This is a genomic window from Rummeliibacillus sp. JY-2-4R (assembly GCF_053847205.1).
The window spans coordinates 2,044,577-2,060,924 of sequence record NZ_CM132623.1; the positions used below are offsets into that span (position 1 = coordinate 2,044,577).

Annotated in this window: 12 protein-coding genes; 2 read left to right on the forward strand and 10 right to left on the reverse strand. The window is 34.8% G+C overall.

Annotation, left to right across the window (positions count from 1 at the left end; genetic code table 11):
* Nucleotides 1–36: 36 nt before the first annotated feature.
* From ACWV26_RS09880 to parE, 7 genes are all read right to left on the reverse strand, one after another.
* Nucleotides 37–738 carry an arginase gene (locus tag ACWV26_RS09880; RefSeq protein WP_455894594.1) on the reverse strand — a complete coding sequence of 234 codons (702 nt, stop codon included), beginning with the start codon at nucleotides 736–738 and terminating at the stop codon, nucleotides 37–39.
* 252 nt (nucleotides 739–990) lie between these two features.
* A complete protein-coding gene (locus ACWV26_RS09885) occupies nucleotides 991–1,209 on the reverse strand; it encodes a hypothetical protein (protein WP_455894595.1) in 219 nt (72 codons plus the stop codon).
* Between the two features lie 444 nt (nucleotides 1,210–1,653).
* Complete coding sequence (locus ACWV26_RS09890) at nucleotides 1,654–2,379, reverse strand: exonuclease domain-containing protein (RefSeq protein WP_455894596.1); 726 nt, start codon at nucleotides 2,377–2,379, stop codon at nucleotides 1,654–1,656.
* 2 nt (nucleotides 2,380–2,381) lie between these two features.
* Nucleotides 2,382–3,344, reverse strand: a complete 963-nt coding sequence (locus ACWV26_RS09895) for a DUF294 nucleotidyltransferase-like domain-containing protein (protein WP_455894597.1) — start codon at nucleotides 3,342–3,344, stop codon at nucleotides 2,382–2,384.
* A 61-nt stretch (nucleotides 3,345–3,405) separates the two neighbouring features.
* Nucleotides 3,406–4,698: an ammonium transporter gene (locus ACWV26_RS09900; RefSeq protein ID WP_455894598.1), complete on the reverse strand. Its 1,293-nt coding sequence runs from the start codon at nucleotides 4,696–4,698 to the stop codon at nucleotides 3,406–3,408.
* Between the two features lie 292 nt (nucleotides 4,699–4,990).
* A complete protein-coding gene (gene parC / locus ACWV26_RS09905) occupies nucleotides 4,991–7,426 on the reverse strand; it encodes a DNA topoisomerase IV subunit A (protein ID WP_455894599.1) in 2,436 nt (811 codons plus the stop codon).
* Complete coding sequence (gene parE / locus ACWV26_RS09910) at nucleotides 7,423–9,399, reverse strand: DNA topoisomerase IV subunit B (protein ID WP_455894600.1); 1,977 nt, start codon at nucleotides 9,397–9,399, stop codon at nucleotides 7,423–7,425. The genes parC and parE overlap by 4 nt, the downstream gene beginning before the upstream one ends.
* 248 nt (nucleotides 9,400–9,647) lie before the next feature.
* Between parE and plsY the strand changes: the two genes are divergently transcribed.
* Nucleotides 9,648–10,250 (forward strand): glycerol-3-phosphate 1-O-acyltransferase PlsY, encoded by a 603-nt coding sequence (gene plsY / locus ACWV26_RS09915; RefSeq protein ID WP_455894601.1) that lies wholly within the window; start codon nucleotides 9,648–9,650, stop codon nucleotides 10,248–10,250.
* Between the two features lie 18 nt (nucleotides 10,251–10,268).
* Nucleotides 10,269–10,556 (forward strand): HesB/YadR/YfhF family protein, encoded by a 288-nt coding sequence (locus ACWV26_RS09920; RefSeq protein WP_455894602.1) that lies wholly within the window; start codon nucleotides 10,269–10,271, stop codon nucleotides 10,554–10,556.
* 48 nt (nucleotides 10,557–10,604) lie between these two features.
* Here the strand turns inward: ACWV26_RS09920 and ACWV26_RS09925 are convergent, their stop codons facing one another.
* From ACWV26_RS09925 to acnA, 3 genes are all read right to left on the reverse strand, one after another.
* Nucleotides 10,605–11,030 carry an acyl-CoA thioesterase gene (locus ACWV26_RS09925; protein WP_455894603.1) on the reverse strand — a complete coding sequence of 142 codons (426 nt, stop codon included), beginning with the start codon at nucleotides 11,028–11,030 and terminating at the stop codon, nucleotides 10,605–10,607.
* Nucleotides 11,031–11,451: 421 nt separating this feature from the next.
* Nucleotides 11,452–13,419, reverse strand: coding sequence for a M14 family zinc carboxypeptidase (locus ACWV26_RS09930; protein WP_455894604.1), 1,968 nt, complete (start codon nucleotides 13,417–13,419; stop codon nucleotides 11,452–11,454).
* A gap of 148 nt (nucleotides 13,420–13,567) precedes the next feature.
* Nucleotides 13,568–16,273, reverse strand: a complete 2,706-nt coding sequence (gene acnA / locus ACWV26_RS09935; RefSeq protein WP_455894605.1) for an aconitate hydratase AcnA — start codon at nucleotides 16,271–16,273, stop codon at nucleotides 13,568–13,570.
* Nucleotides 16,274–16,348: the final 75 nt, after the last annotated feature.

Here is a 16,348-nt window from a genome sequence, read left to right on the forward strand (position 1 = left end):
GTAAATGCCAATGTTAATAAAATTTATTTTTTTATATTATTGAATCAAATATTGTACTTCATCCGCATATGTTAGGGCTAAAGGGTTCCATTTCCTTGGAATGCAATCGATTACTTTATAAGGAATACCCATTCTACGGATAAAATCTCCAAACTTTTTATCTAACCAAGGTGGTGTCCAAGCACCTGAGCGGCAGATATGAATGGCTGAAATTTTCGTTTTCGTTTGCAAATCGGTTATTTTCGGATAATCAATATGAAAATGCTCATTCATTTCTTGGAAATTTTCAGGTTTTTCTGCTGTATAGGGACCGTAGATAATATGTGCTTCATCAACTTGTTTATTTTTTAACAATTTACCAAGCCAGTTAGCACAATTGATTTCAAAATCAAGAGATGAAAGTCCGCCATATCCTAAATCTGAATGTGCATCAAAAAGGTACACATCTGCACAATCATACTTTTTCGCGATTTTGTATGATAATGCATGTGAATCTGAGACATATACATCAATATGTGAATCAAATTCAAATATTTGTTTCATTTTACTCCAAAATTTTTCAGTTTCTGTAGATAGAAAAAATCTTCGTTGTATATTTTTTCCTTGAGCTTTCAAGATCAAATATTTCTTATACCACAGATCAATAATTGTTCTTTTATTTTCAATACTTGATACACAATTTTCGTTGTCGAGCGAAATAAAATAATCCCAATCAATAGATAATAAACTGTTCCCCATCTAAGATCACCTCTAATAAGTTACACTACAGATTATCTATTTTGACATTTTATTAGTAATTGTTCAGCAATTAGTAAAATTGCTAATAAATTAATTGTAGTTTTCTGCTATTTTTATGTCAATTGAATTGCGTGTTTTTCGAGGTAAGGGGAAATTGAAGGAATTGAAAACAAAACAGATGATCGAACTTTCAGTTGATCATCTGTTTACTGTAATAAATTGTTTAACATTGTGTTCTCAATTCTGCGAGGCTTAATCGGTAATCGTGATTTTGTGTTCATAAAGTTCTCCTGGATATTCAATCGATAGGAAAGATAATAACGGAAGGCTTAAATCTTGTGGAATTCGAAAATGGACGTTGTTAATATGAATAAGACGTCCAAGTTTATAAATACTTTCATAAAGCGAATCCCTTGAATGCATAACTACATTTTTCCCCATTTTTGTAATATACTCTACGACATAGTGCATATTCTCCCTGTAAATATTAATGGTTAACAAAGAATCATCACTTCCCTTTCCTTTTTTTACTATTTAAATTAAATAGTAATAACATTATTATAGCATAAAACAGAAAAAATATGACACAATATAGAATTGTGCGTATTTTATTAATTACTATGATTTCAAAAACATGTCACATTTTTGAGCACATTTTAGGTTTTGGGTTGGTATAATAAGGGGAATAAATTAGATTCATCTCCTAATAAAATTGGAAAATTTCCATGAATAAGCTAGGAAAATACAACAGGTGATGGGATTAATAAGAAATACAGTGGACAATTATGCTCACATAAATTTATTTCTAAGTATTATTAATATTACAAAATTTGCTGATGAATATTTCAACCATTACGTGAATATTAAATTTTATTTTTATCCAAAATGTAAGGAATTACCTACAAAAAGTGATTCTTATGGCAACATTGAAAATCGATTGTACACATCTGATAAAGTTTCACAACCGATTTGTCTTGCTTTTTCAATATAAATACTCCATAGTTCTGCGGTTAATATCGCATCTCCTAAAGCATTGTGCCGATTGATGATAGGAATGTTGTTATGGCAACAATAATCCTCAAGTTTTACTAGATCTAAATTTCGTTCAACAATTTTAAATAAAAATGTCGTATCGACAATGCGGTGTTTAAACGGCATTTTAAAAAATCGATTGCTTGCATACTTCATAAAATTTCTTTCATGATTTGCATGATGTGCAACTAAGGTTGAATCATTTGAAAATTCCAGAAAGTCTAGGATTACATTGGAGGCCTTTGGAGCATTACGTATGTCTTCATGTTTAATTTTTGTTAATTTGATTATTCGATCAGGAATTTCTTTTTCTATATGCAAAAGCGAATAAAATGTTTGGTCTGTATGAATTGTTGAACCAGTCATTTTAATTGCTCCTATAGACAATATTTCATCACCCTTATCTGGATAAAATCCAGTACTCTCAATATCAAATACCACTACATTAAGCTCAGATAATGAAATAGTAAGTGCCTCTTCTGGCTGAATTTCTTTTTGCATTCTCCTTAAATATGCAATTTGCTGTGCATTTTGCACTTCCCCTAGTCCTTCAAAGGATCGTCTTTTTTGTATGGATCTAAATAATTGTTGAAACGGTTCAAATGCCATATTTAACACCCTTTTTCGATGAGCTCAATCACATCATCATGCAATCTTATACCAGTTTTTAGAACATTTTTAAGATTTCTCTTTTCTTGTTTTTCAAGCTTCTCTACATTTAAATAATGGGTATCGGTATAATTTTCCACTTCTATAAGCTCTAATCGATATTTTAATAGATGATCAAAGTTTCTTTCGCAATCATTAAGGAGATTCATGTATTTCGGGATTTGATTTAGCGTGTTTATCCTACAGAGTGTTGAAGTTTCATGTAAACCTTCTTTAATAGCTAGTAATCGAATAACATTTACGTATGGTACAAATGCAGAATATTTCAGATCAATAAACCCCTGGTAGGTACCATATCGTTCTACTATAATTTGACCGAATGGACCGATAACATTTTTCACATGCCTAATATTTGCAAGAAATCGTTTAATAAGATTTGGATGATTTTTATGATAGCCATAAATGATTGATTTTAATTGTCCTATAAAATTAACTTTTCCATCTATTATTCGAGCATCATAAAAAATTTGTAAATAGCGTATTGCTTCAAAGCTTTCAGATTCCATCCATGAAAGTAGCTGTTTTTCCCATGCATCAATTGATTTACACCAAATGGGATTGGAACTCATAATATTTCCTTTGCAATAGGGATACCCTACAATGGCAAGACCATTTGATAATTCCTCTCCAAGCGCTAAAAAATAGTTGTTACATTTTACTGTATCCTCAGCAAAGATTAATCCATGATCTTGATCACTGATAAATCCCTGCTCCAATCTTCCTCCGCTTCCAGTCACAAACCATGAAAAACTACAAGGTGGCAATCCCAAATTTAACTTCTCAATCGCCACCTGCAGCACTTTTCTCATTACTTGATCATGGAATAAATTTAACTCTTTTATATTATTTTTATATTGCTTAATATTTTGCGTCTTCCAATTTTTTATGGAATTATATGTTACCACCCCAGTGTTCAATTAAAAGCACTTCCTTTTAGAACTAGCCTCATTATAAAAGACCGTATTCTTATGAACTGATATGAGTTTTGTTAAGGCTAATGATTGCATCTTGTTCTTTTAACTTCATTTGTTCAGGGTAACCATAACTACCGTGTTCACTAATATCTAACCCCATTATTTCTTCTTCCTCGCTTACACGAATTCCTCCCATAACTTTCTTCATTACCCAAAGAATTGCGAAGGAAACCATAAATGCATATAATCCTGAAACAGCCACCCCCATGAATTGAACACCTAATTGTTCAAAACCGCCGCCATAGAATAATCCAGGTTTTCCAACAGTAGCAAGCTCTTTTGTTGTAAAGAAACCAGTTGATAAGGTACCCCAAATACCAGGAATACCGTGTACAGATACAGCAAAAATCGGATCATCGATTTTTCTTTTTTCTAAAAAACGAGCACTATAGAATGTAATAATACCAGCGATAAAACCAATCACAACAGATGCCCACACATCGACAAATGCACAAGATGCTGTAATGGCAACTAAACCAGCAAGAGCACCATTTAAAATGGTTGGAATATCCGATTTACCTAGTACAACCCAAGAGATTAATGTAGCTGCTACTGCACCAGCACCAGCTGCCAAATTAGTGTTCAGTGCAACAAAACCGAAGAATGCACCATCTACTGAAATCGTACTACCGGCATTAAATCCAAACCAACCTACCCAAAGAATGAGAACCCCTAATGCAGTATAAACTTGGTTGTGTCCTGCAATATTATTTGCTGAGCCGTCTTTGTTAAATTTACCAATTCTAGGTTTTAATAAAACTGTAGCAGCAAGAGCAGCCATTGCTCCTGTTAAGTGAACGACTGTAGAACCGGCAAAATCTTGTTTACCATGTTCTGCTAACCAGCCACCACCCCAAATCCAGTGAGCAACAACCGGATATACAAGAATGCTAAATAAAATAGTGAATACGACATAGGCAGAAAATTTTGCACGTTCTGCAAAACCACCTAGTGCGATTGTTACGGAGATTGCAGCAAACGCTAATTGGAATACGAAGAAAACGGTTGTAGCAAGTCCTGCTTCTTTATCTAATCCACCAGAATAGAAAAAGTCTGTCATTCCTACAAAGAAGTTTGCATTACTACCAAAGATCAAACCATAACCTACTGCCCAAAATACTAGTGAGGCTAAACCGAAAGTGAAAATTGTTTTACCTGCAACGTGACCAGCATTTTTCATTCTTGTGGAACCAGCTTCTAATAATATAAAACCACCAATCATTAAGATAACTAAAATTGCACCAACCATCGTCCACAAGCTATTCATTAGATAAGTTGCATCCATGTAACCATCCCCTTTTATTGATGTCATATAAATTAACAATTATATGTTAGGTTTTATAACATATATGTTATTAATTTATATTTTACACGTTAAATTTGTATAGTCAATATAATTTTCTGGCTTTTTTGCATTTATGTTAGATATTCTTACATGCAATTAATGAAATAACTTTTTAAGAACTAAAAAAACACGTAATTGACGTTAAAATATGTCGATTACGTGTTTTTTAATTATAAATATCTTTAAGATATTGAATCCATTATATATATATTTAGACTACTATTTATTTAAATTACTTTTCGTTTTCAACCACTGGTAGCTTTTGAACATGTACGATATCCCCGTCAGTTGTAACGTCCACTGCGTATGATCCGTTTGAGAATCGGTCTGCTAAGCGATATTGGCTTTCACGTAACTCTTCTTGAACACCTTTTTCAGTTGTTACTTCAATACCTTCTCCTGCTTCTACATATACAACTGTAAAGATTCGGTGTGGGTTTTTCTTTAATTCGTGGAGTATTAATACGCCACGAAGAGCACGATTTCCAGTCTCTACTTCATCTAAAGCCATTTTCTTAACTGCCCCACGATGTGTGACAACCATCACTTTCCCTTTATGGTTCTCAGGAATTGCGTTTGCAGCTTTAATATAGTCGTCATCCTTTAAATTCATCGCTTTGACACCAGCAGTTTTAGTTCCTGTAACTTGTACTTCACTTAACTTAAAGCGAATGGAGTAACTGCAGTAAGATGTTAAGAATAATTCAATATTTTCCTCAACAATATCTGCAAAAATAACGAGATCATCTTTTTTAATATTCATCATTTTAAGCGGTTTTGTGTATCGTTGGACAAGGAAATCAGCTAATGCAGTCCGTTTGATTTGTCCATTCTTTGTAATTGTTAAGACAAATTTTTCTGCATTAAAATCAGTAACGCCACATGCATTAATAATATTTTCATCTGCATCAATTGGCACAATACTTGAAATATGTTGACCTAAGTCTTTCCAACGAATATCAGGTAATTCATGAATTGGTTGGAAAATATAATGGCCTTTATCTGTAAATAACAATAAATGTTGTTGGGTATTAAGCGTTTCTTCGTACAATAGGTGGTCAGATTCTTTCATTTCAAAATCCTTACCATTTGACGCATTGTATGAACGAATACTTGTACGTTTCACATAACCATCTTTGGTAACGGTTACGACCACATCTTCACTTGGTATTAGTACTTCTAGATCCACTTTTATATCTTCAATTTCATCTTCAATTATGGATCGTCGAGGTTCTTCAAAACGCTTACGAACATCTTGTAATTCTTTTAGCAATACTTTTACCAATTTCGCATCACTATCTAATATACTTTGAAGCTCAACAATTTTATCCTCAAGCTCTTTTTGTTCATTTCTCAATTCTGTAATATCAGTATTAGTTAATCGATATAATTGTAATGAAACGATTGCTTCAGCTTGTACTTCAGTAAAGGCAAATTTTTGTTGTAAATTCGTTTTTGCATCTTTTTTATCCTTTGATGCACGTATTGTTGCTATAACTTCATCTAATATCGATAAAGCTTTCATTAAGCCTTCTACAATATGTAAACGATCTTTTGCTTTTTTTAAGTCAAATCTAGAACGTCTAATCACAACTTCTTTTTGATGTGAGATATATGCATCTAAGAGAAGTGGCAAGCTCATCATCGTTGGACGACGATTATAAATCGCAATCATATTGAAATTATATGTGACTTGAAGGTCGGTATTTTTTAATAAATATTTTAGAATTGGTTCTCCGCTTATTTCTTTTTTCAGTTCGATAACAATACGTAAACCTGTGCGATCCGATTCATCTCGCACTTCTGCAATCCCTTCTAATCGCTTATCTAGACGCATTTCATCAATCTTCTTCACAAGGTTTGCCTTATTCACTTCATAAGGAATCTCAGTGATTATAATTTGCTCTTTGGAACCTTTTATTTGTTCGATTTCAGCTTTTGCACGAACAATGATTTTACCGCGTCCCGTTTCATATGCTTTTTTAATGCCATCAATCCCTTGAATTATACCACCTGTCGGGAAATCTGGACCCTTAATTACAGTCATTAATTCCTCTACTGTGGCATTTGGATTTTTCATACGCATAAACACGGCATCTAATACTTCAGCTAAATTATGCGGTGGAATATCTGTCGCATATCCTGCAGAAATCCCCGTAGAACCGTTCACTAAAAGGTTTGGGAACCGTGAAGGTAGTACAGTAGGTTCCATATCTTGGTCATCAAAATTGGGGACAAGATCAACTGTTTCTTTTTGGATATCTCGAAGCATTTCAGCAGCGATGGTCGATAATCTTGCTTCCGTATAACGCATAGCAGCTGGAGGATCACCGTCAACAGAACCATTGTTACCATGCATTTCTATAAGCATATGACGTGCTTTCCAATCTTGGCTCATTCGAACCATTGCTTCATAAACAGAACTATCACCATGTGGATGATAGTTACCGATTACATTACCTACTGTTTTAGCAGATTTTCTAAATGGTTTATCATGTGTATTTCCTTCCATGAACATCGCATATAAAATACGTCGTTGCACGGGTTTCAGTCCATCTCTTGCATCAGGAAGAGCGCGGTCTTGAATAATGTATTTACTATACCGCCCAAAACGATCACCGATGACTTCCTCTAAAGGCAAGTCTTGGAAATTCTCTGACTGTGTCATTTAAGCTCCTCCTCTTCTTGGTGTATAAATTCACTTTCTAAGATATTGTTATCTTCTTCAAGCCCAAAGTCGACATGGGATTCAATCCATTTACGTCTTGGCTCTACTTTATCACCCATTAGTGTTGCTACACCTTTTTCTGCACGATCAACATCATTGATTTTAACACGTACTAATGTACGAGTTTCAGGGTTCATCGTCGTATCCCAAAGTTGATCCGCATTCATTTCACCAAGACCTTTATAGCGTTGTAATGTATAACCTTTTCCAACTTTTTTAATCGCTTGTTGAAGGTCTTTTTCTGTCCAAGCATATTCGATTACTTCTTTTTTTCCGGTTCCTTTAGATACTTTGTAAAGAGGAGGTAGTGCGATATATACTTTTCCCGCTTCAACAAGAGGTCTCATATAGCGGAAGAAGAATGTCAAAAGTAAGACTTGGATGTGTGCACCATCCGTATCGGCATCGGTCATGATAATAACTTTGTCATATGCAGCATCTTCCACATTGAAATCAGACCCTACACCAGCGCCAACAGCATGGATGATTGTTGAAATTTCTTCGTTTTTCATAATATCTTGTAGTTTTGCTTTTTCTGTATTGATGACTTTACCTCGTAGTGGCAATATTGCTTGGAAAGTTCGATCGCGACCTTGTTTTGCAGAACCACCAGCTGAATCACCTTCGACGAGATATAATTCATTTTTTGCTGCATTTTTTGATTGTGCAGGTGTCAATTTACCAGATAAAATGGTACTTTGTTTTTTTGATTTTTTGCCATTTCTAGCATCTTCTCTTGCTTTTCGTGCTGCTTCTCGAACTTGTTGTGCACGAATTGCTTTACGGACAAGTGATGCACTAAGTTCGGCATTTTCTTCTAAAATGTACATCAATTTCTGAGAAACCACCGCATCAACAGAACTTCTAGCTTCTGATGTACCTAATTTACCTTTTGTTTGCCCTTCAAATTGCAATAAATGCTCAGGTATTCGGACAGATATAATAGCAGCTAGCCCTTCTCGGATATCAGAACCATCTAGGTTTTTGTCCTTTTCTTTTAACAGACCAATTTTTCGCGCATAGTCATTAAACACACGAGTCATTGCTGTTTTTGCACCTGTTTCATGCGTTCCACCATCACGAGTTCGAACATTATTGACGAATGATAAAATTGTTTCTGAATAGCCATCATTGAATTGAAAAGCAAATTCAACTTCAATTTCATCTTGTTCACCTTCAAGATACTTTACCGGATGAAGATTGTCTTTTTCTTCGTTTAAGTAAGCAACAAAAGCTTCAATACCATTTTCGTAATGATAGACTTCATGTCGTTCTGTAGCTTCTTCGATTAGTTCAATCTTCAAATCCTTTAATAAGAACGCTGATTCACGTAAGCGTTCAGCTAATGTATCAAAATTATATTTTGTAGTGGAGAATATTGTTTCATCAGGTTTGAAATGTATAAATGTACCCGTCTCTTTTGTAGAACCTATTTTCTCTAACGTGGTAACTGGTTTACCACCATTTTCAAAACGCATACGATACTTATTACCATCACGATAGATAATTACTTCAAGCCATGATGAAAGCGCATTAACTACTGATGCACCTACACCGTGTAAACCACCACTTGTTTTGTAGCCACCTTGTCCAAATTTACCACCTGCATGAAGGATGGTGAAAATTACTTCTGGAGTAGGCTTTCCAGTTTTGTGCATACCAGTAGGCATACCTCGTCCATAGTCACGAACGCTAATACTTTGATCAGCGTGTATTTTTACAATGATATGAGATCCAAAGCCAGCTAACACTTCATCCACAGCATTATCAACGATTTCATAAACGAGGTGGTGTAAACCTCTACCATCCGTTGAACCAATATACATACCTGGACGTTTTCGAACAGCTTCTAGCCCTTCTAATACTTGAATATCATCTTCATTGTAAGACGTGATTGTCTGTTTACTTGTCAAAAAAATTCCCCCTAAATACAAACACCCGTTCTACTTTAATTCATATTAAACACAATAATCGAAACTGTCAACTTCTTGCATTTTATATATATTCAGCATTTATTGTATCAAACGTTGAATTGAAAGGAAAATAAGAATATGATTAATTCGGACAAAAAAATTGTTGATTGTGTATTCTACTGAATTCATGATAAACTATTAGTACAATATAATAGTACCAACTACTAAAAAGTAAGAGGGAGTTTTTTATGGATATTATTCTTGTTTTGGTTATAGCCTACTTAATAGGATCGATTCCTTCAGGGCTATGGATTGGCCAAATATTTTATAAAACAGATATCCGCAAGTTCGGTAGTGGCAACTTAGGTGCAACCAACACATTCCGTGTTCTTGGAAAAAAAGCAGGGATTGTTGTAACGTTAATGGATATTTTAAAAGGTACAGTCGCAACCCTTTTACCAACTTTAGCAGTCTTTTCAAACAGTGGCGTACATCCTCTTATTGCAGGGATTGTTGCAGTTTTTGGTCATATGTTTCCCATTTTTGCTGGTTTTCGTGGTGGTAAAGCAGTTGCAACTTCAGCAGGTTTGGTACTAGGTTATCATTGGCCCGTTTTCGTGTTATTGATTATAGCATTTCTACTTTGTCTAAAAGTATACAAAATGGTGAGTCTTGCATCGATGTTTGCTGCAGTAGTAGCTTTCATTTATTCATTAATTTATGCATTTACCGCACATGAATATTTACTATTAATCATTATTACAGTCATTGTAGTCTTTATCTTTTATCGTCATCGTTCTAATATTTCACGAATTAAAAATGGAACTGAGCCAAAAGTTAAATGGATTTAGTAAAAAGGGAGAGTTCATATGAACATTCATATTACGGATCAAGCTTATAAATGGTTTTTAGATGAAATGAGTGTCAAGTCTGGTGATTTTGTTCGTTTTTACGCACGATACGGAGGTTCTAATCCTTTTCATGAAGGATTTTCGCTCGGTATGAGTAAAGATGAACCAATGAATCCTACTGTACAAGTTATTATCAATGAAGTGACCTTCTATATTGAAGAAGATGATCGATGGTTTTTTAATGACCATGATTTATATGTTGACTATGACCAAGATAGCGAAGAACTTAGCTACGAATATAAATAACATACATACAAAAAGCATGCAAATTTGGCATGCTTTTTGTTTTGCATGTTATTTTGTATTTTCTGCTTCTTCCAGGTATTTGTTATACCATTCTTTGTCAACACGTTCTAATGCTACTGGTCGGAAATTCTCTTTTTTTACAATAATATGTTCTGATGTTGCAGTTGCAGCGATTGTACCATCTGTATGTAATATCTCATATGCGTATACGGTCCTTAGTCGATCTTGTGATTTGATCCAAGTACGAATAATGGCTTTTTCCCCATATCTTAATGATGCTTTATAGCTCACATTTACATTCATGACAGGTGAAACATAACCTTCTGCTTCTAATTTTGTTACTGAAAAACCTAGGTCTTTAATTAGTTGTGTTCTACCTACTTCCATCCAAATTACGTAATTCGCATGATAGACTACGCCCATTTGGTCAGTTTCTGCATATCGTATTTCTATTTCTTTTTCGCTCACAAACATTTTGTTCACCTCATCCTTAAGTATATCGAATTTTTGAGTTGTATTTCAAATGTCGGATAAGTAAAAATAATTCCATCCATAGGAATTCTATCTGCTCGCTAATATGTGCAACTAAGAACTATTTTTATGCTAATCGGGTGTAATATTGAGAGTACTAATCTTCACCATAGTTTCCAGTCAAAATTTTAATATAAATATACTTCTATTTTACCGTTTCAGGGGCCTGCTCTAATTCCAACTCAAAAATTTTTGACTACAAGCCACATCAAAATTTTGTTAAAAAGCAATTGTACAATCTTAAAAAACCTGCGACAAGTGGATAGACACCATTTTCATTTTCGCCTTTCTATGTTATAAAAAACCTTCAATAATTTTTGTTCAAATCATTGAAGGTCACTAAAATTATATTTAATTGAATTTATTATCTTTTACTTGCTTCGTTCGCTCCAAATAAACCGATTGTTTTGTTTTTATTCCATACACTACTCCAATAACTATGTGGAACTGGACCATTTCCTGCGTAAGGTGCGATTTCTATAGTTAAGCCAGGTTTCTTTTGATTTAGGATAAACCAATCTGCAGAGGATCCTGAACCTCTATAGTATAATGGTGGTACAACTGAATACCCTGTAATTCTTGCTACACTTTTTGCTAAATTCAAATCTCTTGTACGATTTGATCCTGTTTGAAAATTAAACCAATAGACAATTTGTCCAGATGAATGATAGGACAGATTGGTCTTGAAATGATGACGTTCAACAAAGGCTTTTAATGCTTTGGATTCAGGTTCTGAGAAAACACTTGGTCCTTTATAGTTCATATACGATTTAGGCGTTGCGGCAAGATATTTCCATATCCCATCGAAATTACGGTTTAAATCTACGCCTCGACCATTAGCTTTCCAACGATTAAAATTAGTACTTCCTTGATTATATTTTTTAAGAGTTGTTCTATATTTTGAATCTATCCCACTTAACCCTTTTTGTACTAATGTTACCCCATCTGGATTCATCATAGGTACAAACCAAATACTTGTTTTATCTAACGTACTTTTCACATTATATCCTGCATACTTAGAATTTTTGCGGTAAGATTCTGTATACGTATCAATCATTTCCATTAAGACGTTTGTCGTCATATGTTCTCTTGCGTGGAGTGCAGCATCCATTAAAATCTCTTTTTTGCCATTCCCTACTCGTAGCGCATAGATTGATCTTCCTTGTACTGACTCACCGATTTTCTCTACTTTTGTAAACTCAGGGTATAGTTGTGCAATTACTCGAACGTAATAGTTATACATCCCATATGTGATATTCTTGCTTCCGTTCACCATATTCGAATGGTTAAAATATTTTAAGTTTACATAACCTGATTTCCCCATAAAATCGATAATTCCTTGATCGCCTTTTAAAGCTTTCAGTGATACGACTTGACCTTTAAAAATGGTACCAATTTTCTTTCCAGATGAAGAATAAACAGAGTTTGTTGTACCAACTTGTAAAGTAACTGGATAAGTTTCCTTCACAAGCGATTTAAGTGATGCAGACTTTTCAGTTGGAATTGTACCATTTTTTGTGATTGCGTAGGATTGACTGCCTACTTGAATAATATGATAAGATGTCGTTGATTTAGCGACCTTTACAACTGTTCCATCAACTAATGTGCCTACAGATTTGTATTTTCCGCTAACAATTTTATACATTTTAACAGAGCTTGTCGCAACTTCAACGTTACTGTTTTTCTTATACGTAATATTTATTTGACTGAATGGAATATACCCTTTTACCCCCGCTACAGAAACGACATAAAAATTATCAACTACGTCTAACACTTCAAAAGATGTAGGTGTTGTACCTTCCAGCAAAATAGTTGATTTCAAATTGTTCTTTGAATAGATTTTGAAATTACTTTTTGATGTTATTTTAAGTTTTCGATTCTTAGTTAACTTTGTTTGTTGTTCAGAAGATGGTTGTAGACCTTCTGCTTTAATCCAGTATGTGTTTCCCCCAATTTCCATCTCATAATAATCTTCATTTGTTGATTGTTTAACATGATATGTAATTTCACATGCTGGCAACTTTACCTTAGAAGGTTTTAAAGTTTCCGGACTGAAAAGTTCCGTATCTAAACTAATTTTAGCGAAATCTGATATCACATGATTTTGATTATTATTACCATTTTCTATTGAAATTGGATTTTCATTGTTATTATCATTCGAATTGGTTGTATCATTTGAACTATTGTCTTCGCTTGATTCTATTGGTGTTTCTATAGTTGTTCCCTTTTCTTCCCCTTCTGCATTGGCTTGCACAGTAAACAAACTGATGGATAGAAGGCAGCATGCAGAATACAAAAACTTTCTTTTTCCTTTCATATGTATGTCGATCATTTTCTTTCATCACCTCATATTTTTATATAGTAAAATTGGTCCACCATTATAAATATATCATAGATACTACTTTAGTTTCGTTTTTTTACAAAAAAAATACATGTGCACATTATTGTGCACATGTATGAAAAGTTTCAAATGAATAAACTTATTTTGATAATTTGTTACGTAATACCATTTGTAGGATACCGCCGTTACGGTAGTAATCTACTTCTACTTCTGAATCGAAACGAGCAAGTGCTTTGAATTCTTTAGTAGAACCATCTTTAGCAGTTGCAGTTACAGTTAAGATATCGCGAGGTTTAACGCCTTCAGCGATGTTAACTGCAAATGTTTCTTCACCAGTTAAACCTAGAGATTCAGCGTTGTCACCATCAACAAATTGTAATGGAAGAACACCCATCATAACTAAGTTAGAACGGTGGATACGTTCGTAAGATTCAGCGATAACTGTTTTAACACCTAGAAGGTTAGTACCTTTAGCTGCCCAGTCACGAGAAGAACCCATACCATAGTCTTTACCAGCAAGAACTACTAAACCAGTGCTGTTTTTAGCATATTTCATTGCTGCATCATAAATGTATTCAACTTCGCCTGTTGGCCAGTAAGTAGTGAAACCACCTTCTGTACCTGGAGCGATTTGGTTACGAATACGGATGTTAGCAAATGTACCGCGCATCATAACTTCGTGGTTACCACGACGAGAACCGTATGAGTTAAAGTTACGTGGTTCTACACCGTTTTCACGTAAGTATTTACCAGCAGGAGTATCTTTACCGATTGCACCTGCAGGAGAGATGTGGTCAGTTGTAATTGAGTCACCAAACTTAGCTAACACGCGTAATCCAGAAAGTGATTGAATATCTTCTGGTTTAGCAGATAAGTGTTGGAAGAATGGTGGGTTTTGAATGTAAGTTGATTTTTCATCAAATGTATATAAAGAATCAGTTGATGTTTCAATTGCATTCCATTTTTCGTTAGCGTTGAATACTGTTTCATATTCTTTTTGGAATAATTCACGAGTTACAACTTTAGAAAGAACTGCATTTACTTCGTCAGTTGATGGCCAGATATCATCGAAGAATACATCTTTACCATCTTTGTCTTTACCTAATGAATCTTTACGTAGATCAACATCAACAGTACCAGCTAATGCATAAGCAACAACCAATGGTGGTGAAGCTAAGTAGTTAGCTTTTACTAATGGGTGTACACGACCTTCGAAGTTACGGTTACCAGAAAGTACTGAAGTTACGAATAAATCGTTTGATTTAATTGCTTCTTCGATTTCAGGTAGTAATGGACCTGAGTTACCGATACATGTTGTACAACCATAACCTACAGTGTTGAATCCAAGAGTATCTAGGTATTGTGTTAAACCTGATTCATTTAAGTAGCCAGTAACAACTTTTGAACCTGGTGCCAATGAAGTTTTAACCCATTTAGGAACAGTTAAGCCTTTTTCAACCGCTTTTTTCGCAACAAGACCTGCAGCGATTAAAACGTATGGGTTTGAAGTATTTGTACAAGAAGTGATTGCAGCAATACCAACAGCACCTGCTGGGATTTCTACATCGCCTTCTGCAAATTTAGCAGTTGCAGTTTTAGTGAATTCATCTTCAGTTAAACCAAAGCCTTGAACACCAGCTGGAGCAACTACTACTTCATGGTAGCGGTTTTTCATGTTAGAAAGTGGAATCAAATCTTGTGGACGTTTTGGACCAGAAAGGTTTGGTTCGATTTCTGCTAAATTGATTTCTAATACGTCAGTATAAGTTGGTTCTAATTCTGGGTCAAAGAACATGTTGTTAGCTTTTAAGTAAGCTTCTACAACTTGGATGTGTTCTTCGTCACGGCCAGTTAGACGCATATAGTTAAGTGATTCTTCATCGATTGCGAAGTAACCACAAGTTGCACCATATTCAGGAGCCATGTTAGAGATTGTAGCACGGTCAGCTAATGGAAGAGCAGGTACGCCAGGTCCGAAGAACTCAACGAATTTACCTACAACGCCTTTTTTACGTAACTCTTGAGTAACTTTAAGAGCTAAGTCAGTAGCTGTTGTACCACTTGGAAGTTTACCAGTTAGTTTTACACCGATAACTTCTGGAATTGGGAAGTAAGAAGGTTGACCTAACATACCAGCTTCAGCTTCGATACCACCAACGCCCCAACCAAGTACGCCAAGACCGTTAATCATAGTTGTATGTGAGTCTGTACCAACTACTGAGTCTGGGAATGTTTCAAATGTACCATCAGTATTTTCATTTACGTGAACTACTGGTGCTAAGTATTCTAAGTTTACTTGGTGCACGATACCAGTTGCTGGTGGTACAGCACGGAAGTTATCGAAAGCTGTTTGAGCCCATTTTAAGAAGTTATAACGTTCTGCGTTACGTTCGAATTCAAGATCCATGTTAACTTGTAATGCAGAAGAATTACCGTATTTATCAACTTGTACTGAGTGGTCAATTACTAAGTCAACTGGAATAGCTGGGTTGATTTCGTTAGCGTCGCCACCCATTTCTTTCATTGCTGTACGTAGAGATGTTAAGTCAACTACTACTGGTACACCAGTGAAATCTTGAAGTACTACGCGAGATGGTTTGAAAGGTACTTCAGCGTTTGCGTCTGAGTCTTTACCCCATTTAGCTAAGTTGTCTACGTGTTCTTCTTTGATTACGTAGCCGTCATATTGACGTAATACTGATTCTAATAATACTTTGATTGAATAAGGAAGGCGTGAAACTTGTGCTACGCCAGCTTCTTCAATTGCAGTTAAACGATAAAAGTTATAAGTTTTACCGTTTACTTCAAAAGAAGAGCGACTGTTATGCAAGTTGTTGTTTGCCATTGTTCGGTTCCCCCTCTAAATAAACTAATGAAAAGGCTTTAAATTTGAGCTACTTTTCTCCAAAACCAATCATAA